Genomic DNA, 25384 nt, shown 5'->3' on the forward strand with positions numbered 1-25384 from the left:
CGGTCGGCAGCTCATCTCAGTCCCAGCCGCCACAGTGAGGTCACTTCGGCGCTGCGGGCAGCGTGGAGCGCGTCGGCGGTATCAGCGGCGCGGGGATGGCGGGGCACAGTGTCGATGCGTTCGAGCACGCGCAGTCCTGCCGCCTCGATGCGTTCGCGGAGCTCACCTGAGGGCCGGAGGCCCAATCGTTCGGCGAGGTCGGAGATGATCAGCCATCCCTCCCCAGCCGGTGTGAGGTGGTCGGTCAGCCTCTCGATGAAGCGATGGAGGACAGCGGAGTCCGGATCGTAGATGCCGATCTCGAGTGCCGAGGTCGGCTGGGCCGGCAGCCACGGCGGATTGCACACGATGAGGTCGGCACGACCAGGCGGAAACAGGTCGGCCTCGATCACGCTCACATCGGCACCCGGACAGAGACGGTCGAGGTTCTCACTGGCGCAGGCGACGGCGCGCGGGTTGATGTCGGTGGCCACCACTGTCGCAGCACCGCGCCGCAGCAGGATCGCGGCGAGGACTCCGGTCCCCGTTCCGAGGTCGAATGCGGTGCCGGTCGGCTGCGCGGAATCCGTGCCGGGCGAAACCGAACCGGCCTTCCTTGCCCACGGCAGGGGCGTCTGCGCGACGAGATCGAGGTACTCTCCCCGCACAGGCGAGAAGACGCCGTAGCGCGGATGGACGGAATCGCCCAGAGCCGGGATCTCGACTCCTCGCAGCTGCCATTCATAAGCGCTGAGCACTCCGCCGAGTTCGGTCAGCGACACGCAGACCGGTCCGTCGGCCGGGCCGTAGGCGGCGCGGCAGGCCGCGGCGACGTCGGGGGCACGGCGCAGCGCGAGGTCGAAGTTAGGGCCGAGCTCGACGACGACTCTGCCGAGCAGCCGGGCCCGCTGCTCGATGGCGTCACGTTCGGCGAAGAATGCCAGAGCGGGGTCGAGAGCAGGGCCATCACTGTCCCCGGATCCCACGAATTGGTCTCTGCCCCGTCTGTCGCGGGATCGGCCCCGGCCGCCGCGACGGCCGCCGGAACGTCGACCCCCGGTGGCTTCACGGTTTCCGCCTCGGTCGCCCCTGAGCCGACGGCTCATCGCCTGCACGAGTTGACGGCCATTGTGGAAGTCTCCGCGCCACAGCAGTCCCACTCCGGCGCGTGCCGATCGGCAGGCTTCGTCGGCGGTTGTCTCGTCTCCGATGATCTGCACAGTCGCGGGAGGCGGCGCCCCGTTCTCCGAATGCCAGTCGGCTGCGCGGCCGATGCCGTCCTCGGTCCAGCGGATCGTCGTCAACGGGTGCTCCCAGAAGGTCGGTAGTGGGTCATCTCAGCTGCAGTCTGCACCGCTCACACGACGAGCAGCGGGATCTGCAGCTCCTGCTCCGTGGTGGAACCATGGTGACCGATGAGGGCCAGCGCCGAGGCGGATTCCACGTCCGAATCGACCACGGCGAAGCCATCGGTGCAGATGACGAGGAAATCCCCGATCCGCGGATAGACGTGCGGGGCGACTGGACCGAAATAGCCGCGGTCGATCGCCGAGGCCTTCGGCAGGATGAGCCCGCGGTCGCCGAGCGTCTCGTGCCAGACCGAGAGCACGTCCGCCTCCGCGCCCTCAGCGGCGTAGAGATGCAGTGCGCGCGGCTCTCCGCCGACGTGGCGCAGGCCGGCCTTGAGCTCAGGGAGTTCAGCGAGGTCGAAACGGCGTTCGTGGTCGACGTCGACCATGCCGTGGTCGGCGGTGATGAGCATGGTCGCGTCGTGCGGCAGGTCGGAGGCGAGTCGGGACAGGGCCAGATCGACGCGTTCGAGTTCTTCGGTCCAGGCGGCGGAATCCGCACCGTGCACATGACCGGTCTTGTCGAGATTGCCCCAATAGAGATAGACGAGGCGGCGCCCCGGAGCCCTCGCCTCGGCGAGGGCCTGGGCACAGCGCTCCTCCAGGGTCTTCGAGTCCCGGAATCTGCCGCCGCGCAGCGAGGCCCGGTTGAGGCCGCGTCCGGCGAACTTCTTCTCTCCGAGGCTGACCACATCGATTCCGGCATCGGCGAGGCGTTCGAAGAGCGTCGCATCGGGGACCCAGGCGACGGGGTCGACGTCGAGGTTCCACGTCAGCTGGTTGAACACCGCGTCCTTCTCCGGGTCGAGGACGCGGTAGCCGACCACGCCGTGGGCGCCGGGCAGGCGGCCCGTGGCCAACGACGACAGAGAGTTCGCCGTCGTCGACGGGAATCCGGCGGACAGGGTACGGCGTGTTCCGGCCTGCGAGCGGAAGAAGGGAGTGTATCCGCTGTAGCGGCGCAGCTGCTGCTCCCCGAGACCGTCGATGAGCACGACGATCGTCGCCCGGGACTCCCGGTCGAGTCCGAGCGATCGTGCACGATCGGACATCGGCGCATCGAGGGCGTCGGCCGCACCGAGGCTCAGCGCCGCGGCGGGAACGACATCGGAGAGCATGGGACCCGCATAGTCCGGGGGCCCCAAGGGCTCAGCACCGGATGGGTCCTGCTGCTTTTGACTCGTCGAGTCCTCGCTCATCAGCGGCGCGACCGCAGCCGGGCATGGAAGACTGCGGCGCGCAGCTTCCCGGCGAAGTCGGCCATTCTGTCGACGGCGGCCTGCCCTTCGGCCTCGGCCGAGACCCGGAGCATGACATCCTCGGCGAAGATCGATCCGCCGTATCCGTGATCGCCCATGCAGTTGGGATCTCCGCAGGTCTCGGGGAAGGCCTCGATGCGCTTCGACGCACCCCACGACATGGTCAGCGAAACTTCGACGGGCTTGTCACCGGGCTTGTAGGCGGCCGGATCGGCGAAGGTGCGGCCGACCATCACGGTGCCCAGGCGATCGAGTTCGATGTCCTCGCTGCTCGTGACGGCGCGGGGTTTGGCGCCGGGTTCCGCGTTCGGATCGTCATCGACGTGAGCCAGCAGGAGGCGGGTCTCGGTGAGGACGAAGGCGGTGACATGCCGGTGGATGGATTCGATGTCGACATGAGTGTCGATGTGGACGAAGTGGGCCAAGACCGGTTCGTCGTAGAGCGAGTCGGCGAGGATGCCCTGAGTGAGCTGGGGATAGTAGCCGGCCGACTGCAGATCGTGAACGAGAACTTCGGGTAATGCCATGCCCACCATTGTGCCCCACTCCTCTGACTTGTCCCAGCGAGGTCGGCCATATCCGGACGCCCGACGCATATGCTGGGACCATGGAAGACTATCCTGCCGGGTGGGAAGCCGATGTCGTCCTCCGCGACGGCGGCACCGCCCACCTTCGCCCGATCACCCCTGACGATTCCGCTGCTCTGGCCCGCATGCACGAGGCCCAATCGCCGGAGTCCGTCTATCTGCGCTTCTTCGCTCCGCTGCCCCGGCTTCCCAAACGCGACCTCGACCGCTTCGTCACCGTCGACCACCACGACCGAGTTGCGCTGATCATGCTCATCGGCGACGACATCATCGGCGTCGGCCGCTTCGATCGGATCAGCGACACCGACGCCGAGGTGGCGTTCAACATCGCCGACGCCCACCAGGGTCGCGGCGTCGGTTCGATCCTGCTGGAGCACCTGGCCGCGGCCGCGCGCGAATCGGGGATCCAGCGCTTCACCGCCGAGGTGCTGCCCCAGAACCGGTCGATGCTGCAGGTCTTCCAGGCCGCCGGCTACGAGGTCTCCCGCGGGTTCGATGACGGTGTCGTGGCCGTGAAGTTCGACATCGATCCCACGGCACGGTCCATCGAAGTCCAGGCCTCCAGGGAACACAGGGCCGAGGCCCTGAGCGTGCGCATGGTCCTCCACCCCGCCTCGGTGGCGGTGATCGGCGCCAGCCGCAAACGCAACTCCACCGGCCATCTGCTCATCCGCAACATCACGGCCGCGAAGTTCACCGGCGACCTGTGGGTCGTCCACCCCGAAGCCGATCAGATCGCCGGCGTCCAGGCCTATCCGAGCCTCGCCGATCTGCCGGGCAAGGCCGACCTCGCGGTCATCGCCGTGCCCGCCGAATCCGTCACCGAGGTGGTCAAGGACTGTGCCGTGCACGGGGTCAAAGCCGTGCTCGTCATCTCCTCCGGATTCGCCGAGACCGGTCCCGAAGGGGCCGAACTCCAGCGCCGTATGGTCGCAACCTCCCGCGCCTACGGAATGCGCGTGGTCGGGCCGAACTCCTTCGGACTGGTCAACGAGGCCGCCGAGATCTCGCTCAACGCCTCTCTGGCCCCGTTCCTCCCGGCTTCCGGAACGCTCGGGCTCTTCAGTCAGTCCGGAGCCCTCGGCACCGCCCTGCTCGCGGCAGCGAAGACCCGCGGACTGGGAATCTCCACCTTCGTCTCCGCAGGCAACCGTGCCGACCTCTCAGGCAACGACCTCCTCCAGTACTGGGAGGAGGATCCGGCCACGCAGACCGTCGGCCTCTACCTCGAATCCATCGGCAACCCGCGCAAGTTCTCGCGCATCGCCCGTCGAGTCTCCCGCGTCAAACCCGTCGTCGTCATCAAGTCCGACCTCACGGGGCGGGAGCTGCCGCCCGGGCATATCGTGCGCACCTCGTCGCTGGCGCCGAACACCCTCGACCAGGTGCTCGAGCAGGCGGGAGTGATCCGCGCGGATACGATCCACCAGCTCTTCGACCTCACCCAGGTGTTCTCGACCCAGAAGCTGCCGGCGGGCCGCCGGGTCGGTGTCATCGGCAACTCCGCGGCGATGAGCACCCTGATCATGCAGCGCGCCCGTTCCGAAGGTCTGCGCGTCGACACCGAGCCCGTGTCCCTGCACCCCGAGGTCGATGCGGAGACCTTCCGGACCGAACTCGATGCGATGTATGCCCGCGACGACGTCGACTCGGTCATCGTCACCTTCACCCCGTCGGCGGGAGCTGAGGAGTCGGAGATCGCCGCGCTGCTGTCCGAGGCCGCCGCACAGTCGGAGAAGACCACTGTGGCCTGCTTCCTCGGCATTCAAGGTGTCCGCGACGAACTGACCAGCTACCTCAAGGACCAGGACGGCAACCGCGTCTCCCGCACGGTGCCTAGCTACATCGGCCCGGAGGATGCCGTGTGGGCGCTGGCCAGGGCGACAGACTACTCGCGTTGGCGCGCCGCCGACCACGGTCGGTACGTCGAACTCGACGACATCGACGACAAAGCGGTGCGTTCGATCATCGATTCGGCTCTCGACGGGGCGCCGCTGGGCACACCGGTTCGCATCGAACGCGATGCCACGAGAGAGCTGCTCCGCGCCTACGGGATCGAGGTCCTGCCTTATATCGCTGCTTCCTCGGTCGACGAGGGGCTCGCCGCCGCCGAGAAGATCGGCTATCCCGTGGCGCTGAAGGCGGTGACGAACGTGCTCCGGCACCGCATGGAGCTCGGCGGGGTGCGCCTGAACATCGATTCGCCCGAAGAACTGGCCGAGGACTTCGCTGCCGTGCAGCGGATCATCACGCAGGTGATCGGCGACGACGAGCCCCTCGTCGACGTTCAGGCCATGGCCCCCCACGGTGTCCCGTGTGTCATCCGCGCCGGCGAGGACCCCCTCCTCGGACCGCTGCTGTCCTTCTCTCTGGCCGGGGACACGACCGAGCTGCTCGGCGACGTCTCGCACCGGGTCGCGCCGCTGACGGATCGGGAGGCCGAAGACATGATCCGCACGGTCAAGGCCTCCCCGCGCCTGTTCGGCTACCGCGGTCTTCCGCCGATGAACATCGACCCGCTCATCGACGTCCTCGAAAGGCTCTCGGTGCTCGTCGAACGTCATCCGCAGATCCTCGAACTCGTCATCCATCCGATGATCGCCACGGAGACCGAGGGGCATGTGCTCAGCGCCCGTGTCGATCTGCTGCCCGACCCCACCCGCATCGACAGCACCCGTCGCCTGCTGAGCTGAGACGGTTCGGTGCGGAGACGCTCCCAGCTGAAAGGAGAATCCACACCCGCCGCAGGCCGTCTTCGAATTTCACTGTCACAGCGGCATATTGGCGCGTCCTATACCAATTCGCAGACTTGACAGGTAGTGTCTGTATCCGTTCACCACGAAATGTTATGAATTCGTGTTTTAATGAGTGGCCGCTCCGGCGGCCATTGTCTGTGACCAGTCACTGGTCATCCACCGTCCCAGGCATTCGCGGTCAGCGGGTGTCCCATGAGAGCGAGGCCTCACAGTCATGATTTCGCGCAGAGACGTCGTCACCGACTCCGCGATCGCCGTAGTCGCCGAACAAGGAGTCCGCGGGCTCACCCATCGGGCAGTCGATGCACTGGCCGAACTGCCGGTGGGGTCGACTTCGAATGTCTACCGCACCCGCGATGCCCTGGTCACCGGAATCATGGAGCGCATCGGAGAACTCAACTCCCAGCAGCTCGAGCGTCTGCCGGAGCTGATGCGCGCTCCGGGCGCGGACGCGATCGAGGTCGCCATCGACTTCTGCATGAACTGGCTGACCACGGATCGCAATCGGTTCTACACGATGATGATGCTCAGCCTGGATCCGGCGCTGCCGCCGGAGGCAGTGATCGCCAAGGAGAAGAACCTCCGTGCGATCAGGGAATTCATTATGCGCTTCGCCGGCATCGACGCCGAGTACGCGGAGCGGGTCAACAGCTCGGTCGCGGGCATGATGGTCAGCGAACTCGTCGCCGGCACGGCTGATCGTGCACATGTCGAGGCCTATATGAGGGAGTTCTTCCAGTGGCTGCGCGGCAGCCGCGAAAGCGCCTGAACTTCGACACGGACCCTCCGGGAATGCTCGATTGAGCCGGAGAGCGCAAATCGAACGCTAGAATCGACGGGTGCCCTCCCCCGCTGAGGTCAGGCCTCGGCGGGGGCGGGTGTTCGAATCGAACAGTTCGTGCGTCAAAGGAGTTCCATGCCCGAAGGCAGAGTCATCGAAGTCGACGTCTCCTCAGAGATGGAGAGTTCGTTCCTCGAATATGCGGTCTCGGTCATCCACTCCCGCGCACTGCCCGACGCCAGGGACGGCCTCAAACCCGTCCAGCGTCGCATCGTCTACCAGATGGGCGATATGGGGTTGCGCCCCGACCGCGGACATGTGAAGTCCTCCCGCATCGTCGGCGATGTCATGGGCAAGCTCCACCCGCACGGCGACACCGCGATCTATGACGCCCTCGTGCGCCTCAGTCAGGGCTTCATCATGCGTGTGCCCCTGGTCGACGGCCACGGCAACTTCGGCTCCCTCGACGATGGTCCCGCTGCCCCGCGCTACACCGAGGCTCGACTGACGACTGCGTCGATGCACATGATCGCCGGGCTCGACGAAGACGTCGTCGACTTCGTACCGAACTACGACAACACGCTCACTCAGCCCGAGGTCCTGCCCAGCGCCTTCCCGAATCTGCTCATCAACGGCGCCTCGGGCATCGCCGTCGGCATGGCCACGAACATGGCCCCGCACAATCCCGGCGAAGTCATCGCCGCCTGCGCCCACCTCATCCGCAATCCCGATGCCGGACTCTCGGAGCTCATGCGCTTCATCCCCGGCCCGGATCTGCCCACCGGCGGGCGGATCATCGGCCTCGACGGAGTGCGCGAAGCCTATGAGATCGGTCGCGGCACGTTCCGCACCCGCGCCACTGTGTCCATCGAGAACATCAGTGCCCGCCGCAAGGGAATCGTCGTCACCGAGCTGCCCTACCTCGTGGGACCGGAGAAGGTCGTATCGAAGGTCAAGGACGCGGTCGGGGCGAAGAAGCTGTCCGGAATCGCCTCGATCGATGACTATTCGGATCGCAAGAACGGCATGCGTCTGGTCATCGGTGTGAAGAACGGCTTCAACCCCGAGGCCGTGCTGGCCGAGCTCTACCGCCAGACCCCCCTCGAGGAATCGTTCAGCATCAACAACGTCTGCCTTGTCGAGGGACAGCCGCGGACCCTGGGACTGCGCGAGCTGCTCATGGTCTACCTCTCCCATCGCATCGACGTGGTGCGCAGGCGCACGGTCTTCCAGCTGCGCAAGGCCAAGGATCGGCTCCACCTCGTCGAAGGTCTGCTCATTGCGATCCTCGACATCGATGAGGTCATACAGCTCATCCGCTCCTCGGACGATGCGGCCACTGCCCGCACCCGCCTCATGGACGTCTTCGAGCTCTCCGAGCTGCAGGCGACCTACATCCTCGATCTGCAGCTGCGTCGACTCACGAAGTTCTCGCGTCTCGAACTCGAAGCCGAACGCGACGAGCTGAAGAAGACGATCGACTACCTCGAATCTCTGCTCGCCGATGAGGCGAAGCTGCGGGAACTCGTCGCCTCGGAACTCGAGTCCACTGCCGAGGTCATCGGCTCTCCGCGACGCACCGTCCTCATCGAAGGCTCGATGAAGGAGCTGACGGCCAAGGGCAAGAAGGCTCCGACGAACCTCAAGATCGCCGATTCTCCCTGCCGGGTGCTGCTGTCGACCTCCGGACGCATTGCGCGCACTTCCGATGCCGCTCCGCTGGCACGAGAGGGTCGCCGCTCCAGCCACGACGCGCTGGTCTCGGAGATCGTCACCACCACTCAGGGCAAGGTCGGCGCCATCACCACCACCGGTCGACTGCACATGGTCGACGTCGTCGATCTGCCTGCCCTGCCGCCGGCCGCGGCGCGGCCCAATGTCGCCGGCGGTGTGAAGATCGCCGAATATGCGGCGCTGGAGAAGAACGAGAAGATCATCGGTCTCGTCGACCTCGACCGCGAGTTCGTTCTCGGCACCGCCGACGGCGTCGTCAAACGCGTGTCGGTGGCCGGTCGGCCGAACAAGAACGAATGGGAAGCCATCACCCTCAAGGGCAAGGACTCCGTCGTCGGAGTCGCCCAGCCCGAGGACATCGACGATTCCCTCTCCGTGTTCGTGACCTCGAATGCTCAGCTGCTCGCCTTCGACGCCTCCGGTCTGCGCGCACAGGGCTGGAACGCCTCGGGCGTGGCCGGAATCAAGGTGGCCGCCGAGGCGAAGGTGATCTTCTTCGGTATGACCCCGAAGGCGGCGAAGACCGACGAGGACGGTGCCGCGGATGCCGAGCTCGGCAGCTTCGCGGTCGTCACGATCGCCAGCGGTGAGAACTTCTACGGTGCCCCGTCTTCGTCGATCAAGGTCAGCGAATTCTCCGAGTTCCCGACAAAGGGCCGCGCGACCTCCGGGGTGCGCGCCCACAAGTTCCTCAAGGGCGAAACCGAACTGTCGCTGGCCTGGGTCGGCGACTCTCCGCAGGCTGCGGCCACCGCCGGCGGTGCCCGCACGCTTCCGGCCGAACTGTCCCGTCGCGACGGGACGGGATCACCGTTGGAGTCGAAGATCGATGTCATCGGCACCCTGCCCCGCCTCGGCGGCGCCGAATCCCACGACCGTTCCCCGGCGGCCGACGGCGACGAATCGGCTGAGGCATCAGCCGACGCCGAGGCTGACGCGGATTCTGCGTCCGGCACCGGAGACAAGAAACCGAAGTCCAGCGGAAAGCGATCCGCAGGCAAGGAGCAGCGGGGGCAGCAGGGACTGGCGACGAGTTTCGATGAGCTCGATCTCGACCTCGATGAGGCCAAGGACGAGATCGCGCGGTCGAAGTTCGACACCGAAGGCGCAGTGATCGTCTCCCACGACGATGACGACGAGGACGACGACTCCGCCCTGTTCTGAGCGCGGGGCCAGCCCTGAGGGAGGACCCTGCTTCGGCGAACCACTCGGCCCGTCGGCCGAATCGACAGCTGAGCCCAGCACCTCGGTGCTGGGCTGCGCTGTCGATCGCCTGTGCTGTCAGGTGCCGGTGCAGCCGGTCACTGGTCTGAGTTCTCGGGATCGTCGTCGAGGTCGAGGCGCATCTTGGCTGCGGTGCCGCGCTTCATCTCGCCAATGGCGGTCTCGCCGAGTCCGTGCAGCGAAATCGAATCGCGCGGTTCGAAGACGTAGTCATCCGATGCCGAGAGCACTCGCGCGGTCTCCTCGTCGGTGAAGATCGTTCCGGGATCGGCCACCGCCGTCAGCCGGGCGGCGAGGTTGACGCTGGAGCCGAAGATATCGCCGAGGCGGGAGAGCACCCGGCCCCAGACGAAGCCGACGCGCGCCTGGGGCAGGTCCTCGGCAGCGGTGACGCGCTCCATCAGCGTCATGGCGATCTCGGCGCCGGCCAGCGGTGTCGAGGCGGCGAAGAACACTTCATCGCCGACGGTCTTGATGACCCGTCCGCCGCCGGTGGCGACGATGTTGTAGGCCATGCCCTGGAACTCCTGGACCATGTCCGCCAGCTGCCGTGGCTCCATCTTCTGTGAAAGGCGGGTGAAGGAGACGAGGTCGATGAATCCGACGGCACGGGCCAACGGCATCGAGGAGTCGTACCAGCCCTGCCGGTTGTCCATGGCCAGCCCGTCGGAGACGTTGACGTTGAGACGGCCCATGACGTCGGCGAGGTTGCGCCGCCAGGAGTACGTGAGCATCTTCTGCAGCGGGTCGATCATCTCTTCGACGACGGCCAGGGCATCCCGGCGTGCTTCGGGGTCGGTCAGTCCCTTCTCCTCGGTGAGGAATTCGACGAGGGTCTCCATCTGCCAGACGACGAGGCGGTCCGTCGTCTGTCCGATCGCCCGGGCCAGGGACAGCGCGGTGGTCTGGTCGATGAGTCCGTCGGCGACGGGCTTGGCCCAGATCCGCAGGGCGTGCGCATCGCTGACGGTGTAGGCCTTGTCCGTCGGCTTCGCCTGGGACATGCCGAGGGCCCGCCACATCTTCCGGGCCGAGACCGTGGAGATCCCCCCGAGCTTCGCGGCCTCCCGTCGGTCGAGGACGCGCTTGCCCTCGAGCAGGATCTCTTCGAGTCGCTCGGCCGCGGTTCGGGTCTCATAGGTCGTGTCGTCGAAGTCGGGACCGTCCGCGTCGAAAGCTCCATCGGCGTCGTCCTCGTCGATGATCGACAGCGCTGTAGTGCGCGGGTCCTCGCGCAGTCCGCTGAAGAAGTCCTCGTCGACATCCATGTCCGGGTCGGCATCGGCCGCATCAGCATCGGCAGGCTCCGCGGGGACCGCGGAGGAAGCGCCGTGCTCAGCCGTCAGTTCGTCGGCCAGCTGTGCGCCGACCTCTCCTGCCTGAGGAGCGGATCCCGTCAGGCCGCCGACAGGCTCGTCGTCACCGTCGACGTCATCGTACGGATCTCCCGCACTCGACTCGGCTGCCTCCTCGGGGAGGGTGTCCGGGAACCGGTTGTCCGCCTCGGCGCTCGACGAGGTCTCACCGTCGTCCTTCGGATCCGGGCTCGGCGAAGAATCATGGTCGGACCGGCTCTCCGACTCCGACCAGGATGCGGCATCGGTCTCCGATCGGGGTGCGACATCGGCCTGGGACTGAGCATTCGACTGTGACGCGTCGGCGGACCGGGGCGTGTCGCTGTGCGACTGAGTGCCGGCTTCGGCCGGCCGAGCCTCCGCGGAGGTGCCAGCGGCGTCTCCGACCTCGGGCGTGCCCAGCCGCTCCGGTTCGACGATGTCGAATCCGGCGGTGAAGTCCGAAACCGCCATCAGTCTTCGCTCCTCTCCGCAGCAGTCGGGGACGCGGCGGGACGCAGGTGGTGGACGTCTCCGGCGCTTAAGCACACCCGATCGTCGATGATGAGGTCGGCTCCGGTGTCCAGGCCCGTGGCGGTGCCGATGATGTCGGAACCGTCGGGCTTCTCCACCCGAACCCTCGATCCGAGCGTCACCATATGATCACGCACTCTCCGCGCTGTGCGGCTGTCGCGGAAATCCTCATCTCCATAGTCGATCAGCTCTCTGTAGCAGGGGATCAGTGTGCCGAGAATCGAGACTAGCAACGCTTCATGATCAATTTCTGAACCGTCGACTCCGGTTTCGATCGCCAGTGAGCTCGCGTCCTCGCGCGGCAGATCGGCAGGCTCCAACCGGGTGTTGAGCCCCATCCCCAACACGATCTGCGGTCCGCCGGCCAGGGGTTCGACGCGGGCGAGGATCCCGCACAGCTTCCTGCCCTCGGCGGTGAGCACATCGTTGGGCCATTTGATCGCGGCGGGCACCCCCGCCTCGGTGACGGCGGAATGCACGGCCTCACCGGCGATGAGCGGGATCCATCCCCACTGGGAGAACCCGGGCGGGGGTGTGAGCAGAATCGACCACGTCAGCGACCGGCGGGCGGGCACCGTCCAGGTCCGGCCCAGTCGGCCGTGCCCGGCCTTCTGGAAGTCGCTGCCGCGGATGGTGAATTCGGCCACGGGCGAACCGGCGTCGGCTCCTTCTCGAACCATTCGCGCAAGTTCGTCATTCGTCGACGTACAGATATCGTCCCAGATCAGCGGCGGGAGCGAGAGACCACGGTCCGCAACGGTGCGGCGCACTGAGTCGACGTCGACGAGGAGGGAATTGTGTTGGCTGTTCACCAGTCCACTCTAGATTCTTTTGGTGAGAGTGCACAACGAAGTCTCACGTCATCGTTATTGTGGAGACATGACGGATACTCCACGGACCACAGCCGAGCGCATCGACGCTTTCACCCAGCGCCGAGAAGCAGCCCACACGGGCAATCAGCGCTCGGTGGACAACCAGCACAAGCGCGGCAAGCAGACCGCCCGTGAACGCATCGACGCCCTCCTCGACGCCGATTCCTTCCAGGAGATCGACGAATTCGCCCGCCATCACAATCACCAGTTCGGGATGCAGGACAACCGCCCCGACGGTGACGGAGTCGTCTGCGGACTGGGCACGGTCGAAGGCAAGACCGTCGCGGTCTTCGCTCACGACTTCACCGTCCTCGGCGGATCCCTGGCCGAAGCCAACGGCCGCAAGATCGTCAAGGTGCAGAAGCTCGCTCTCAAGCTCGGCTGCCCGATCATCGGCATCAACGACTCGGGAGGCGCCCGGATCCAGGAAGGCGTCGGATCGATCGCGCTGTTCGCCGAGATCTTCCGCCTCAATGTCGCCTCGTCCGGAGTGATCCCGCAGATCTCACTCATCATGGGCCCCTCGGCCGGCGGCGCCGTGTACTCCCCCGCCCTGACCGACGTCACGATCATGGTCGATCAGATCAGCCACATGTACATCACCGGCCCCGACGTCATCAAGACCGTCACGGGAGAGTCCGTCGGCCATGAGGAACTCGGCGGCGGACGGACGAACAACACCGTATCCGGAAACGCCCACTACCTGGCCTCCGACGAGGACGATGCGCTCAACTATGTGCGCGATCTGCTCTCGTTCCTGCCGCAGAACAACCTCGACCCGGCCGATGCCGACGAGTTCGAGTCCGATCTGTCGGTGACTCCCGAGGACGAAGCGCTGGATACGCTCATGCCGGATTCGCCCTCGCAGCCCTACGACATCCTCGACGTGGTCACCACGGTCCTCGACGACGGCGATTTCCTGCAGGTCTCGGAGCTCTTCGCACCGAACGTCGTCACCGGCTTCGGCCGCGTCGAAGGTGTGAGTGTCGGCGTCATCGCCAACCAGCCCATGCAGCTGGCCGGCACCCTCGACATCGACGCCTCGGAGAAGGCCGCACGCTTCGTGCGCCTCTGCGATGCCTTCAACCTGCCGATCCTCACCTTCGTCGACGTGCCCGGGTTCCTGCCGGGCACCGATCAGGAGTACGGCGGCATCATCCGCCGCGGCGCCAAGCTCATCTACGCCTACGGTGAGGCCACCGTTCCGCTCGTCACCCTCATCACCCGCAAGGCCTACGGCGGCGCGTACTGCGTGATGGGGTCGAAACAGCTCGGTGCCGACATCAATCTCGCCTGGCCGAGCGCGCAGATCGCGGTCATGGGTGCCCAGGGTGCGGCGAACATCGTCTATCGCCGCAAGCTCAAGGCCGTCGAAGAGGCCGGTGAGGATGTCGAAGCGGCACGTGCCCAACTCATCCAGGACTACGAGGATGCGCTGCTCAACCCGTACCTGGCCGCCGAGGAAGGCTACATCGACGCTGTCATCAAGCCGAGCGAGACCCGCAGCCGGATCGTGCGTTCCCTGCGCGCGCTGAAGAACAAGCACGTCGACGCTCCCGCGCGCAAGCACGGTAACATCCCCCTATGAGCGATGATCTGCAGACCGACGCCGAGGCGAACCTGCCCGGCGAAGTCGACCCCGAGGTGGCCGTCCCCGGGGAGGATACCTCCGCCGAGGAGGGCGGTGCCTCAGCCTCAGACGGAGCCCTGCGGGTGCCCTCCGTGGAGGGACGTTCACAGGTACGCGCCGATGACGGCGAACCGATCAGCGACGAGATGGCCAGCGCGGCTGCTGTCGCCGCGGTCGTAGCGATCCGTCAGGTGGCGATCGCCTATGCGGCCCAGCAAGCCAGCGCGGAAGCCGAGTCCGAAACCCGCAAGGGCGACCGGGCGGGCTTCCGGGCTCCGCGCCGCAATGTGCGCAAGCGCCTCCCCCAGACCTGGGACCAGCACCTGGGTCGCTGAGGCCTCGCCGACCCTCAGTTCCTACTCGGCTTCTTCTCTAGTCATCTTCTTCGCGGAAGAGTGCGCGCAGTTCGTCGAAGAGCCTGTCGACCACGGGTCCCGGATCGCCGTCGACCAACCGCATCCGGGTGAACGTCGCCTTGAGCGCCATCATCGCCAAGGCGGCGACAGCTTCGGCCCGCGGTGAGACGTCGGTGTCGTCATCGGAACTGTCACCGGAGTGAGCCGCCATGACATCCATCGGCGCCGAAGCGGACCCGTCGAGTCGACGTTGGATGATCTGCCGGAAGAGCCGTTCGCTGGTGCCCATCCGAGACATCTGCAGCGGAATCAGCGACGGTTCCCGTTTGAGCATGATGTGATACTGGTGCGTATCCTCCCGCTTCTTCATCCGTGTGGCGACGATAAATGCGAGCAGATGTTCGAGATCGGCGACGAGGCGACCATAGGGTCCCCCAGCTTCGAACTCCTCGATGGCCGGTTGGTCTTCTTCGTCGAAGACCGTGTCGACGCGGCCGAGCAGCGCCTCTTCCTTCGATGAGTAGTAGTTGAAGAACGTTCGCCGGGAGACTCCGCAGCGCTCACAGATGTCTTCGACAGTGACATTGTGATAGCCCTTCTCCAGGGCGAGGTCGACGGCGGCGCGACGCAGAGCCTGCCCGCGCTCACGCTTCTTGCGTTCGCGCAGCCCCTCAACCGGCGGCGACGCTTGGACCTCTGAATCGGAACTCATGAGAACAGTATTGCAGTCGCCGCATTTTCACCGGAAATGCGCTGAGCGACCGTCTCGAAACTCAGTACCCGAGTTTCGCGTTCGTGAGCACCGGGACCGTCTCCGCCGCAGTGTCGGCAGCGTCGAGGTCGATCTCGACGATCTCGAGTCGTTCGGCGCCGTCGAGTGAGTTCAGCACCTTCCCGAGCGGGTCGGAGACCAGACTGTGGCCGACCCCGGTCGGCCCTTTCTTCGGAACCGCGACGCCGGTCACTTCGGGATCGGCTTGGCCGAGAGCGGCGATGAACATGTTCGAGTCCAGGGCACGGGCGCGGGCGAGGATCTCCCATTGTTCGACCTTGCGCGGTCCCGCACCCCAGGAGGCGGCGACGAGGGTGAGGCGTGTGCCCCGCCGGCTGAGTTCTGCAAAGAGCTTCGGGAACCGGATGTCGTAGCACAGGGCCAGACCGATGTCCTCGCCGTCGATGGTGAAGAGCACCGGCTCCTCCCCCGCTTCGACGGTGTCGGACTCCTTGAATCCGAAGGCGTCGTAGAGGTGGATCTTCGCATAGTCGCTGCGCTGGCCGTCAGGGGAATAGACGGCGAGCAGGTTGATGACCTTATCGTCCGTGGCCGCGAATTCGCCGACGACGACGGTGATTCCGGTCTCGGCGGCGAGCTCGCTCAGCGCGGCCCGCCACGACTCGGAGTGCGCCTCGGCGATGGCGCGTAGGCCGGATCCGAACGCCGACATCGTTGCCTCGGGGAAGACGACGAACCGTGCACCGGCCGCGGCGGCCCGTTGGGAATAGGAACGGACCTTCTCAAGGTTGTCGGCCACCTCGGTGGTGGTGTTGATCTGAGCGAGCGCGAACTTCATTCTCATCCTCCAGTCGTTCCCTCCACCCTATCTCCCCAATTACTACCTGACGGGGTCCCAGCAACCTGGCGCCAGATTGCTGGGCCCCCGTCAGGTAGTAATTGGGGAGGGATCAGGTGAGGTATTCGCGGCCGGGACGACCGCCTCGGCGACGCCCGTGCACCCACACGTACACGCCGATGGCGACCACGACGAGCCCGGCACAGACCAGGAACATTCCGTTTCCGCCGGTGAACGGGTAGAGGAATCCGAGGACGACTGGTCCGATGCCGGACCCTGCGTCGAGGAGGAGGAAGAACGACGCGGTGGCCACGGGAACACGGCTCATCGGCACGGACTTGACGGTGATGGCCTGCATGCACGGCATAAGGGAGCCGAAGCCGAGACCGATGAGCACTCCGGCGAGGACGATCCCCGTCAACGTCGGCCACAGCGCCAGCAGGACGTTGCCGGCGATATCGGCGATGAAGACGGGGAAGATCACCGCATTGTCACCGAAGGTGTCCTGCAGGCGTCCGACGAACAGACGGGCGAACAGGGAGGCCACGGCGAAGGCTACGAAGAACAGGGATGCGGCGGAGGCGACGCCGTGTTCGGCCGCATAGCCGGCGAGGAACACCAGCGCCGCTGCGTAGGCGATACCGGCCAGAAGCATGACCGAGCCGATCCGCAGCCCGTCCCGATCGACGAGGGTGCCGAGTTTGAGATGCCATTTCGTGCGCCGCTGATAGTCGCTGATCTCCTGCACGGGCAGCCGGATGAGGAAACAGCAGATGAGGGCGAGGACGGACATGAACGCCGAGGCGACGAAGAGCATGACGAAGTCGAACTCACGGGGCAGAATGACGCCGAGGTACGGTCCGAGCGCCGTAGACAGGGTCGTCGCCGTGCCGAAATATCCGGTGCCCTCTCCCCTGCGGGAGCCCGGAATGATGCTCTGGATGGCCGTCATGATCGCCGTGTTCCCGGCGCCGAAGGCGATTCCGTGGACGATGCGCAGCGTCAGGAGCAGAGTGAGGTCGCCGGCGAAGATATAGGCCAGGGAGGCGAGCACGGAGACTGCCATGGTGATGATGAGCAGTTTGCGCCGCCCGATGAAGTCGAGATACTTGCCCGTCAGCACGCGAGCGACCACGGCACCGACGACGAACGATGAGGAGGCGAAGCCGGCCGCGGCCTCACCGGCGGAGAACCGCGCCACCGCGTATCCGGCCATCGACGTCATGAGCAGATAGAAGACCATCGACATCGAGAGGTTGAGCCCGATTCCGACGATGAAGTCCTTCGTCCACAGCTTCGCTCGTGCCACTGGAGATCGGTCTCACTTTCTGCTGCCTGCAGGGAACAGTGTCACATTAGCGGGTTCTCAGCGATTGCGTGGTCCGGTCCACCGCGGATGTGACTCAGCTCGCGATAGAGTGGTGATCATGACTGTGAAGAGAACCCCTTCCGCCGTCGATGCGGTCGCTGAAGACTACGTCGATGACATGCTCGCCCTCTCCCCCTCCCTCGCCCTCTACCTCGGACTCGACGGTGCACAGGGCTTCGACGACTTCTCACCGGCCGGACTCTCCGCGCTCAATGACGTCACCGTCCGGACGCTGGCTCGCCTCGACGATGTCGCGGACTCTTCCGACCTCGACGATGTCGACCTCGTGACCATCGATGCGATGCGTGATCGCCTCGGCGTCGACCGGGACTACTTCGCCGCCGGGATCAAGCACGCCAGCCTCAATGTCATCGAATCGCCGCTGCAGCAGGTCCGCGACGCCTTCGACCTCATGCCCACGGAGACCGTGTCCGATTGGGAGACGATCTCGACCACCCTGGCTGCCGTGCCCGGCTCGCTGGCCGGATACCAGGAGTCCCTGGCGATGGCGCGTGACAACGGTCGCGTCGCCGCCCGTATCCAGGTCGAGAAGGTCATCGACCAGGCCCGTGCCCTGGCCGAGCCCGGCAGCAACTTCGATCGTCTCGTCGCCGGTGCCGATGTTCCCGACGCTCTGCGTTCGGATCTCGACACCCACGCCGAGGCGGCCCGCAAGTCCGCCTCGGACCTGGCCGAATTCCTCGGCGAACAGGTGCTGCCCGCCGCCGGCGACGACGAGGCGTGCGGTCGCGAAGCATACGCGCTGTATTCCCGGGACTTCCTCGGTGCCGAGGTGGACTTCGACGAGACCTACGCCTGGGGCCTCGAAGAACTCGAGCGCATCGATGCCGAGCAACGCGAAGTGGCAGAGAAGATCATGCCCGGCGCCGACCTGTTCGAGGTCATGGACGCTCTCAACAACGACCCGCAGCGGACCCTGCACGGCACCGAGGCGCTGCGGGACTGGATGCAGGGTGTGGCCGATGAGGCGATCCGCGAACTCTGCAGATCCCATTTCGACATTCCCGAACCCGTGCGCACGATCGAATGCATGATCGCGCCTTCGGCCACCGGCGGAATCTACTACACCGGCCCGACCGACGACTTCTCCCGCCCCGGCCGCATGTGGTGGTCGGTGCCCGATGGCGTCACGGACTTCGCCACCTGGCAGGAGAAGACCACCGTCTACCACGAGGGTGTGCCCGGCCACCATCTCCAAGTCGGTCAGGCCACCTACGTCTCCGACACCCTCAACCGCTGGCGCCGCCTCATGTGCTGGGTCTCCGGCCACGGTGAGGGGTGGGCGCTGTATGCGGAGAAGCTCATGGCCGATCTCGGGTTCCTCGACGATCCCGGCGACTACCTCGGCATGCTCGATTCGCAGCGGCTGCGTGCCGCCCGTGTCGTCCTCGACATCGGCTTCCACCTCGGCCTCGAGGCACCTGAGAGCCTCGGCGGCGGGATCTGGAACCGGGAGAAGGCGTGGCAGTTCCTCACCGACAATGTGGCCATGGACCGGTCGTTCCTGGCCTTCGAGCTCGACCGCTACCTCGGCTGGCCCGGGCAGGCACCGAGCTACAAGATCGGTCAGCGGCTGTGGGAGCGGTACCGTGATGAAGCGAAGGCTGCGGCAGGTGCCGATTTCGATCTCAAGGACTTCCACACCCGGGCGCTGGGTCTCGGCTCGGTCGGGCTCGATGCTCTGGGCCGTGCCATGAAGCGCTCACAGTGAGGTGAGGGACCGGATGAAGTCTGCCGAGAGTCCCCAGTCGGAGACCATGCGGGTCACCGAGGCGCTGCGCAATGAGATCATCGAGGGCCACCGCCGACCGGGTTCACGGCTCGTCGAACGCAACCTCGCCACCGAGCTCGGCGTCTCCCGCGTGCCCATCCGCGAGGCGCTGAAGAAACTCGCCTCGGAAGGGCTGGTGACGAACCGTCCCAACACCTGGTCGACGGTCAGGGAGTTCTCCCCCAGCGACATCGCCGACCTCAACGAGGTGCGCACGGTCTTCGACGTCCTCTCGTTCGAGCTCGCCGCTCAGCGCCATACCCGCGAGGGCCTGGCCCGACTGGAGGGCACGATGCTCAAGGGCCGGGAGCTCGCCGATGCCGGGGACGTCGCCGGTGCCCATCGGTGTGCCGCGGAATTCCATGCCATCGTCACCGAACTCTCAGGCAATGAGCTCCTCGGCGAGATCGGCGCCCTGTTGGATTCACGGATGCGGTGGCAGCTGAGTCAGCATGATGACCTGGCCGTCGTCGCCACCGAGCATGCCGAGCTCTTCGACGCCATCGCCCGCCGGGATCAGACTCTGGCCGGGTCGCTGGCCGGTCGTCATCTGGGAACGAGCCAGGAGCAGCACGACAAGCATTCGAAGCGGTTGGCCGAGTCCGAGCCCGAGGAGGCTCACGCCGAACCTGCTGCCGCCGAACCCGACGCCGAGTCCGCCGCGGTCCCGGCCGCAGAGGATGCAGAGCCCAACGCAGCGGATCCGGCCGACGTCGACTGACCGAGCGGCCAGCCGCTGAGCTTCTTCTCACGGGCAGGCGCATACGTGCGCACCTTCGAGGTGCTCAGCCCCAGACCGCCGAGAGATTCGGCCACGCGCACGGCGGCAGCGACCCCGTCGACGACGGGCACGGCACAGCGCTCCGTGATCGTCGCCCCGAGTTCCGCCATCCCACCGCAGCCGAGAACGATGACCTCGGCACGGTCACGGTCGACCGCCTCGGCGGCCTGATCGGTGATCGCCTCGATCGCGGCCTGCGGATTCTCCTCGAGCTCGAGCACGGCCATTCCCGAAGCCCGCACGGACACGCAGTGCGAGTCGAGCCCGGCCAACAGGAGCCGGTCCTCGATGAGCGGGACGGTCCGGTCGAGCGTGGTGACGACGGAATAGCGGCGGCCGAGGAACATCGCCAGGGCCGCCCCCGCCTCGGTGATGTCGACGACGGGCACGTCCAACAGCTCCTGCAGGCCTTCGCGGCCGTGCTCTCCGTACCCGGCCTGGATCACGGCGTCGAATTCGCCGGGATATTTCAGGACGGCGTCCATGACGCCGAGCGCCGCGAGATGGCTTTCGACGTTGCCTTCGCAGGATTCGGCTCCGAATTCGGGGGTCAGCCCGATGATCTCGGTTCCCGCCGAGGCGGCCTGCCGTGCCACGCGGGCGATGCCCTCGGTCATGGACTCGGTCGTATTGACGTTGACGACGAGGATTCTCACGATTCGGCTCCGATCAGTGGTGGGTCGGGACGGCGATCTCCTCACCGTCGACCTCACGGAAGGTGAAGTCGCGGCGGGCGATGACGAAGTAGATGAGCGCGGCGATTGCGGCCCCGGAGAACCAGGAGAACTCGGAGATGCCGGAGAACGCGGGGACGAGTGCGAAGACCAGTGAGATCGCCGAGGCGGGGATGAAGGCTCCGATGGCTCGCCAGTTGACTCCGCGGTGGTAGAAGTACTCACCGTCGCCGGCTTCGGTGTAGAGCTGGGGCACATTGACCTTCGTTCTGCGCACCACCCAGTAGTCGACCATGATCACGCCGAACAGGGGTCCGAGCAGGGCGCCGAGTCCGCCGAGGAAGTAGACGATGACCACCGGTGAGTCATACAGATTCCAGGGCAGGATGACGAAGCCGATGACGGCGGAGATGATGGCGGCGCTGCGGAAGTTCAGGTGGCGAGGGAACAGGTTCGTCAGCGCATAGGTCGGGGCGACGAAGTTCGCCATGAGGTTGACTGCGACGGTGAGCAGGAGCAGCGACAGGGAAGCCAGCACGAGCAGGACAGGACTGCCGATCGACTGGACGATATCGGCCGGTGAGGTGATGACGGTGCCGTCGATCTTGTACTGTGCGCCGGCCAGCGAGATGACGACGAGTCCGAAGACGAGCATGTTCACCGGGATGCCCCAGAAGTTGCCGACGACGATCGAACCGCGTTTCTTCGCGGCCCTCGTGAAGTCGGAGAAGTTGAGGACGAAGGTGCCGTAGATGGACACCCACAGCGCGCCGCCGCCGAAGATGTGCGCCCACATCTCCCAACCGCTGAGCGCGTTGTCGGTCGACCACGCGATGGAGAAGTCGACGCGGATGAGCATCCAGACGGCCAGGGCGAGGAAGGTCACGAGGATGATCGGTCCGGCGATGGCTTCGTAGCGGCGGATCATCTCCATCCCGTAGCTGACGATGATGACTTGGATGACCCACAGCAAGGTGAAGGAGAACCAGCCGAGCCCGGAGAGTCCGAGGAATTCGGCATCGGCCCATGACTGCAGTCCCGGGAACATCGTCAGCAGCATGACGTTGAGGACGCTCGAGGCCAGGTAGGTCTGGATGCCGAACCAGGCGATCGCGACGATGCCCCGCACCGAGGCGGCCAGCTGGGCCCCGTGGATGCCGAAGGAGATCCGGCTCATCACCGGATAGGGCACGCCCGTCTTGTAGCCCATGAAACCGGAGAGGGTGAGCAGAAAGAACAGCAGAGCCGCACCGACGAGGAGGGCCACGAGGATCTGCCAGGCTCCGAGGCCGAGTGCGAAGAGTCCGAGAGCGAAGCCGTAGTTGCCCAGAGAGTGCACGTCGTTGACCCACAGGGTGAAGACGCTGTAGGCCGTCCAGCTGCGCCCCTCCTTGCGGGACGGGGCGAGATCGGCGTTGTAGAAGCGCGGACTGATGCGATGGGCCGCCAACTGTTCGGGGCTGGGCCCCATGCGGGTCGGCACTGGCGCCTCCGCTGATTCGGTCTTCCTCATGCAGTCCACTCCTTGGATCCGGTCAAAGCCCAAACTGGGATACCAAAAAAGTAAACTCAGCCCTGTGGCACCGTTCATCTGACCGATTCAGAGTAACCCAGCTCACACGTCGCTGGCAATGAGTCGAGGCGGGCGATTTCGCTGAGCCCTTGCATATGCGGCTCGCAACCGCATCCGGGCCGTGCAGGAGCGCGGTTGCGGATCGGCCGAACGAGCATTTCAATCGATGGCATACCATTCATCCCCGACGTAACCGTTCCCGCTGGTCATGACCGCTCCGGCTCGTCATACGCGAAGTGCGCTGCTCTGGGCAGTCGCCCCCGGCCGCGGGCCTCAGGCTTCGTGCTCGACGTCCTTGGCCGTCGGGTCCCAAGCGACGATGCCGACGGCGATCGCGCCCGCCAGCGGTGCGCAGGCGACGATCCAGAACACTCCTGTGCCCAGCGAAGCCGCAAGGATCGGGAACATGATGAGTGAGACGATCGAGAAGGCACGCAGGACCGACTGGTTGAACCCGATGCCGATTCCGCGCAGCCGCGTCGGATACGACAGGGTCGCATAGTTCATGAGGTTCGCCCCCGGTCCCCCGGCCTGAGCGAACACGAAGGCCGCGAGCATGGCCACTGCGACGAGGACGAGAGCACCGTTCGGGATGCCCACAAGGGCCAGCGTTCCCAGCGCCACGGCTTGGATGACGAATCCGAACAGGGTGATCTTCCGAGTCCCGAAGCGGTTGACGATGCTCATGCCCAACAGACCGCCGAGCGTACCGAAGCCCAGGTTGATGACCAGAGAGGCGATGATCGTGATCAGCGGAGTCTGCTGGAAGAGCGTGGTGATGATGAGCGGCGTACCGTAAGCGACTGCGTTGTACCCGAATGTCGAGAACACGGAGACGCAGAGTGCGACGATCGTGCGGACCCGATAGCGCGGGGAGAAGAGTTCGGCGAACCCGGCCCACCGTCCGCCCTTTACCGAACTGTCAGAGGCATTCGCGACCTCGCGTTCCCCTTCGGGAGCGAGTTCGACATTGAGGTTGTGATGGCTGCGCATGACTTCGACGGCGCCGCGCAGATCGCCCTAGTTGGCCAGCCATTCGGGTGATTCGGCAAGGTAGCGGCGACGGACGAGGAGGACGATGAGCGCGGGCACGGCACCGAAGCCGACGACGATGCGCCACAGAATGTCGTGCTGGTCGTAGGGCAGGGTGATGAAGATGATGAGCACGATGACGTAGCCCATACCGGTGGCGAAGTACCAGGCCGGAGACCAGGCGTTGACCCGCTGCGAGCGGTTCCCCTTGCCTTTGAGCTTGGAGAATTCGGCGAGGAAGGCCATCGCCACCGGCAGGTCGAGTCCGACGCCGATGCCCATGACGAACCGGAAGGCGATGAGGACCCATTCGTTCGGTGCCACGGCGCAGCCGATGGCGGCGACGACGAAGAAGACCATATCGGCCATGAAGAGGCGGTACCGCCCGAACCGGTCGACGAGATAGCCGCCGAAGAGGGCGCCGATGACGGCACCGACCATGATCGAGGCGTTGACGAGTCCGGTCATGAAGCCGTTGAGGCCGAACTGCTCCTGAATGGCGGTGATGCCGAAGGCCAGGGAGGAGAAGTCGTAGGCGTCCATGAAGATCCCGCCGAGCGCGAGGATGATCACCGCCGTCGTCTTCGTCCCCTGCGAGCCGAATTCAGCGAGGATCGAATGGATATCGGCCGCCGAGGAGACGATGCGCGGAGTCTGCATTCCGGCCTGCCCGTTCCGAGCGACCGCGGAGGGTGTCTGTGCCGTGTTTGCGGCGGGATCTGTCGAAGTCACAGTCGACAAGTATGGTGTCGCGGCGGCCGCGCGCTGTCACTTGACGTCACAGCTCGTCACGAACACCGGGGCAGGCACAGCGCACCCTGGCACGCTGCATTCGGATTCACAACTCAGTCGAGGCGGTGGCCGCGGCGCTCCGGAATGAGGAACATAGCGAGGAATTGGATGAGGTAGATGATCGGCAGCAGCGCCAGAGCGAAGCCGAAGCCGAGATGCCCTGCGAGAAGGGCGATGACGACCGGGGCCAGTCCCCCGATGGCACGGCCGATGTTGAAGATGACGTTCTGCGCCGTCGCCCTGATCGCCGTGGGATAGAGCTCGGCAAGCAGCGCCCCATGGCCTCCCAGCATTCCGTTGGCGAAGGCGCCCATGAAGAATCCGCCGGCCAGCAGAGCGCTCGGATCGGTGAACTGGCTGTAGGCGAGGATGGTGACGATGGCTCCGGCCTGGAAGATCCAGAAGGCGGGTCGTCGACCGAGGCGGTCGGCGACCTGGCCGAAGATGAGGATCCCGGCGAGCATTCCCATGACCGTCACCGCCGTCCACAGCGAACCCTTGGTGACTCCCAGATCCATCTGCTCGGACAGGTAGTTCGGCAGCCAGGTGATGATGCCGAAGTAGCCGAAGTTCTGCACGCTGGTGAGAATCGTCAGGGCCAGGGTGATCTTCACCGTGTCCCGATCCTTGAACAGAGCGGCGATCTTCGCACCGAAGGAGGTCGGCGCTCCGTTCGTATCGAGGTTCCCACGGGAGGCTTCGGCCTCCGTCTGCTCGTGTTCCCGGGCCCGAACGAAGGTCTCCGGCTCCTCGACTCCGCGACGGATGACGAAGGCGAAGACTGCGGGCACAAGTCCGATGACGAACAGTGCCCGCCAGCCCCACAGGGCGATGACGGGAGCCGAGACGACGGCTGCGGCGAACACGCCGAGCTGGAACCCCACTCCCACCCATGATGTGGCCCGCGCTCGCTGGTCGGCACGCACCGCCTCGGCGGCCAGGGCCATGCCGATGCCGAACTCACCGCCGATTCCGATTCCGGCGATGAACCGGTAGGCCGCGAGATCCCAGTACCCCTGCGCCAATGCCGACAGTCCGGTGAACACCGCGAAGATGAGAACCGTCCAGGTGAGCACCCGTACCCGTCCGTGACGGTCGGCGAGGGCACCGAAGACGATTCCGCCGACCACGGCGCCGAGCAGAGTGATCGTCGACAGGGACCCGGCCTCGACGTCGCTGAGCCCGAATGAGGCGATGATGCCCGACAGGGCGAAGCTGAGGATGAGGAGGTCGAAGCCGTCGAGTCCATAGCCGACAGCCGCGGCGACGAGCGCTCTGCGCCGGTATCCGCGATCGTCCGAATGATCAGTGGTGGTCAGCGGAGTCGATGCACTCATTCGCGGTCTCAGTTCGGTTCGCGGATTGGAAAACGGCCGCAGACCATTATGCCTCACGGCCGTTCTCC

General features: G+C 65.8%; 18 protein-coding genes and 1 pseudogene. 7 read left to right on the forward strand and 12 right to left on the reverse strand.

All coding sequences use genetic code 11. The features are described from left to right. Nucleotides 1–11 precede the first annotated feature (11 nt). Genes ACSBQT_RS00150 through ACSBQT_RS00160 form a run of 3 tightly spaced genes read right to left on the reverse strand, consistent with a single transcriptional unit; the run spans nt 12 to nt 3114 of the window. Nucleotides 12–1283 carry a methyltransferase gene (locus tag ACSBQT_RS00150; RefSeq protein WP_410710345.1) on the reverse strand — a complete coding sequence of 424 codons (1272 nt, stop codon included), beginning with the start codon at nt 1281–1283 and terminating at the stop codon, nt 12–14. Between the two features lie 53 nt (nt 1284–1336). Next, complete coding sequence (locus ACSBQT_RS00155; RefSeq protein WP_410710346.1) at nt 1337–2527, reverse strand: alkaline phosphatase family protein; 1191 nt, start codon at nt 2525–2527, stop codon at nt 1337–1339. Further along, nucleotides 2527–3114 carry a DUF5998 family protein gene (locus tag ACSBQT_RS00160; protein ID WP_101546592.1) on the reverse strand — a complete coding sequence of 196 codons (588 nt, stop codon included), beginning with the start codon at nt 3112–3114 and terminating at the stop codon, nt 2527–2529. The genes ACSBQT_RS00155 and ACSBQT_RS00160 overlap by 1 nt, the downstream gene beginning before the upstream one ends. An 80-nt stretch (nt 3115–3194) precedes the next feature. Here ACSBQT_RS00160 and ACSBQT_RS00165 point away from each other — a divergent pair, with 80 nt between their 5' ends. The 3 genes from ACSBQT_RS00165 (at nt 3195) to ACSBQT_RS00175 (ending at nt 9609) form a co-directional block, all read left to right on the forward strand. Then, nucleotides 3195–5867: a bifunctional acetate--CoA ligase family protein/GNAT family N-acetyltransferase gene (locus ACSBQT_RS00165; RefSeq protein WP_410710347.1), complete on the forward strand. Its 2673-nt coding sequence runs from the start codon at nt 3195–3197 to the stop codon at nt 5865–5867. 277 nt (nt 5868–6144) lie between these two features. Continuing rightward, nucleotides 6145–6699 carry a TetR/AcrR family transcriptional regulator gene (locus ACSBQT_RS00170; protein WP_410710348.1) on the forward strand — a complete coding sequence of 185 codons (555 nt, stop codon included), beginning with the start codon at nt 6145–6147 and terminating at the stop codon, nt 6697–6699. A gap of 147 nt (nt 6700–6846) precedes the next feature. Beyond that, the gene (locus tag ACSBQT_RS00175; protein ID WP_410710349.1) at nt 6847–9609 is read left to right on the forward strand and encodes a DNA gyrase/topoisomerase IV subunit A; all 2763 of its coding nucleotides are present in this window, start codon (nt 6847–6849) and stop codon (nt 9607–9609) included. A gap of 137 nt (nt 9610–9746) precedes the next feature. Here ACSBQT_RS00175 and ACSBQT_RS00180 read toward each other — a convergent pair whose 3' ends face one another. After that, nucleotides 9747–11477, reverse strand: a complete 1731-nt coding sequence (locus ACSBQT_RS00180) for an adenylate/guanylate cyclase domain-containing protein (protein WP_410710350.1) — start codon at nt 11475–11477, stop codon at nt 9747–9749. Continuing rightward, a complete protein-coding gene (locus ACSBQT_RS00185) occupies nt 11477–12349 on the reverse strand; it encodes a biotin--[acetyl-CoA-carboxylase] ligase (protein ID WP_410710351.1) in 873 nt (290 codons plus the stop codon). The genes ACSBQT_RS00180 and ACSBQT_RS00185 overlap by 1 nt, the downstream gene beginning before the upstream one ends. Nucleotides 12350–12416: 67 nt before the next feature. Between ACSBQT_RS00185 and ACSBQT_RS00190 the strand changes: the two genes are divergently transcribed. Next, nucleotides 12417–13997: an acyl-CoA carboxylase subunit beta gene (locus ACSBQT_RS00190; RefSeq protein ID WP_410710352.1), complete on the forward strand. Its 1581-nt coding sequence runs from the start codon at nt 12417–12419 to the stop codon at nt 13995–13997. Next, complete coding sequence (locus tag ACSBQT_RS00195) at nt 13994–14374, forward strand: hypothetical protein (protein WP_410710353.1); 381 nt, start codon at nt 13994–13996, stop codon at nt 14372–14374. The genes ACSBQT_RS00190 and ACSBQT_RS00195 overlap by 4 nt, the downstream gene beginning before the upstream one ends. A gap of 37 nt (nt 14375–14411) precedes the next feature. Here ACSBQT_RS00195 and ACSBQT_RS00200 read toward each other — a convergent pair whose 3' ends face one another. The 3 genes from ACSBQT_RS00200 to ACSBQT_RS00210 form a co-directional block, all read right to left on the reverse strand. Further along, entirely contained in the window at nt 14412–15107 is a 696-nt protein-coding gene (locus ACSBQT_RS00200; protein WP_410710354.1) for a TetR/AcrR family transcriptional regulator, read from the reverse strand. 61 nt (nt 15108–15168) lie between these two features. Beyond that, nucleotides 15169–15966 (reverse strand): carbon-nitrogen hydrolase family protein, encoded by a 798-nt coding sequence (locus ACSBQT_RS00205; RefSeq protein WP_410710355.1) that lies wholly within the window; start codon nt 15964–15966, stop codon nt 15169–15171. A 112-nt stretch (nt 15967–16078) separates the two neighbouring features. Further along, on the reverse strand, nt 16079–17275 hold the full coding sequence (locus tag ACSBQT_RS00210; protein WP_410710356.1) for an MFS transporter: 1197 nt from the start codon (nt 17273–17275) through the stop codon (nt 16079–16081). A 118-nt stretch (nt 17276–17393) separates the two neighbouring features. On the opposite strand from ACSBQT_RS00210, the gene ACSBQT_RS00215 reads away from it, so the two are divergent. Both ACSBQT_RS00215 and ACSBQT_RS00220 read left to right on the forward strand, forming a co-directional pair. Next, nucleotides 17394–19067: a DUF885 domain-containing protein gene (locus ACSBQT_RS00215; RefSeq protein ID WP_410710357.1), complete on the forward strand. Its 1674-nt coding sequence runs from the start codon at nt 17394–17396 to the stop codon at nt 19065–19067. A gap of 13 nt (nt 19068–19080) precedes the next feature. Then, nucleotides 19081–19848, forward strand: coding sequence for a GntR family transcriptional regulator (locus ACSBQT_RS00220; RefSeq protein WP_410710358.1), 768 nt, complete (start codon nt 19081–19083; stop codon nt 19846–19848). Here ACSBQT_RS00220 and ACSBQT_RS00225 read toward each other — a convergent pair. The 4 genes and pseudogenes from ACSBQT_RS00225 to ACSBQT_RS00240 form a co-directional block, all read right to left on the reverse strand. After that, the gene (locus ACSBQT_RS00225) at nt 19746–20564 is read right to left on the reverse strand and encodes an aspartate/glutamate racemase family protein (RefSeq protein WP_410710359.1); all 819 of its coding nucleotides are present in this window, start codon (nt 20562–20564) and stop codon (nt 19746–19748) included. The two genes, ACSBQT_RS00220 and ACSBQT_RS00225, sit on opposite strands and share 103 nt — an antisense overlap. A 13-nt stretch (nt 20565–20577) precedes the next feature. Beyond that, entirely contained in the window at nt 20578–22053 is a 1476-nt protein-coding gene (locus tag ACSBQT_RS00230; RefSeq protein ID WP_435000769.1) for an NCS1 family nucleobase:cation symporter-1, read from the reverse strand. A 375-nt stretch (nt 22054–22428) separates the two neighbouring features. After that, a pseudogene (locus ACSBQT_RS00235) lies at nt 22429–23847 on the reverse strand (MFS transporter). 185 nt (nt 23848–24032) lie between these two features. After that, a complete protein-coding gene (locus ACSBQT_RS00240; protein ID WP_410710361.1) occupies nt 24033–25316 on the reverse strand; it encodes an MFS transporter in 1284 nt (427 codons plus the stop codon). Between the last annotated feature and the right edge of the window lie 68 nt (nt 25317–25384).

Source organism: Brevibacterium sp. H602, from assembly GCF_051172395.1.
Taxonomy (GTDB): Bacteria; Actinomycetota; Actinomycetes; order Actinomycetales; family Brevibacteriaceae; genus Brevibacterium.

Coding starts and splice junctions, on each gene's coding strand:
- ACSBQT_RS00155 (WP_410710346.1), bottom strand. CDS start 2,527: ATGAGCGAGGACTCGACGAGTCAAAAGCAGCAGGACCCATCCGGTGCT.
- ACSBQT_RS00160 (WP_101546592.1), bottom strand. CDS start 3,114: ATGGCATTACCCGAAGTTCTCGTTCACGATCTGCAGTCGGCCGGCTAC.
- ACSBQT_RS00165 (WP_410710347.1), top strand. CDS start 3,195: ATGGAAGACTATCCTGCCGGGTGGGAAGCCGATGTCGTCCTCCGCGAC.
- ACSBQT_RS00170 (WP_410710348.1), top strand. CDS start 6,145: ATGATTTCGCGCAGAGACGTCGTCACCGACTCCGCGATCGCCGTAGTC.
- ACSBQT_RS00175 (WP_410710349.1), top strand. CDS start 6,847: ATGCCCGAAGGCAGAGTCATCGAAGTCGACGTCTCCTCAGAGATGGAG.
- ACSBQT_RS00180 (WP_410710350.1), bottom strand. CDS start 11,477: ATGGCGGTTTCGGACTTCACCGCCGGATTCGACATCGTCGAACCGGAG.
- ACSBQT_RS00190 (WP_410710352.1), top strand. CDS start 12,417: ATGACGGATACTCCACGGACCACAGCCGAGCGCATCGACGCTTTCACC.
- ACSBQT_RS00195 (WP_410710353.1), top strand. CDS start 13,994: ATGAGCGATGATCTGCAGACCGACGCCGAGGCGAACCTGCCCGGCGAA.
- ACSBQT_RS00200 (WP_410710354.1), bottom strand. CDS start 15,107: ATGAGTTCCGATTCAGAGGTCCAAGCGTCGCCGCCGGTTGAGGGGCTG.
- ACSBQT_RS00205 (WP_410710355.1), bottom strand. CDS start 15,966: ATGAAGTTCGCGCTCGCTCAGATCAACACCACCACCGAGGTGGCCGAC.
- ACSBQT_RS00215 (WP_410710357.1), top strand. CDS start 17,394: ATGACTGTGAAGAGAACCCCTTCCGCCGTCGATGCGGTCGCTGAAGAC.
- ACSBQT_RS00220 (WP_410710358.1), top strand. CDS start 19,081: ATGAAGTCTGCCGAGAGTCCCCAGTCGGAGACCATGCGGGTCACCGAG.
- ACSBQT_RS00230 (WP_435000769.1), bottom strand. CDS start 22,053: ATGGGGCCCAGCCCCGAACAGTTGGCGGCCCATCGCATCAGTCCGCGC.
- ACSBQT_RS00240 (WP_410710361.1), bottom strand. CDS start 25,316: ATGAGTGCATCGACTCCGCTGACCACCACTGATCATTCGGACGATCGC.